1 protein-coding gene is annotated in these 417 nt (G+C 59.0%); it reads left to right on the top strand.

The genetic code is table 11. The features are described 5' to 3' along the window. Nucleotides 1-284: ATP-binding protein (locus H6B51_RS18660; protein WP_204884828.1), on the top strand; the 284-nt coding region annotated here is incomplete at its 5' end. Nucleotides 285-417 lie beyond the last annotated feature (133 nt).

Here is a 417-nt window from a genome sequence, read left to right on the forward strand (position 1 = left end):
GGGATTACATGAAAAAGCTCAGGAAAGAGAAGCTGCTTATTCTGGACGAGTGGCTGCTCTACCCCCTCAAGGAGGCAGAGGCCCGGGATGTGCTGGAACTGGTAGAGGCAAGGAACAGGGTGGCCTCCACTATTTTCTGCTCCCAGTATGACACCAGCGAATGGCACGAGAATCTGTACGACCCCACCCTGGCCGACGCCATCTGTGACCGGATCATCTACAACGCCTATACCATCCAGATCGAGGGCGAGTCCATGCGCAAGCGCAAGGGCATCCCTGAGTAATCCCCCGCATGGCGGCCCGGTGCACCACGCCCGCGGCCGCCATGCACCATTTCCGCGGAAGCAGTGCACCATTCCAGCGGTGGTGATGCACCATCATCTGCGGTCAAGCTGCACTTTTGGAGCGGCGTATGCA

It is taken from the genome of Pseudoflavonifractor phocaeensis, from assembly GCF_016901955.1.
Taxonomy (GTDB): domain Bacteria; phylum Bacillota; class Clostridia; order Oscillospirales; family Oscillospiraceae; genus Flavonifractor; species Flavonifractor phocaeensis_A.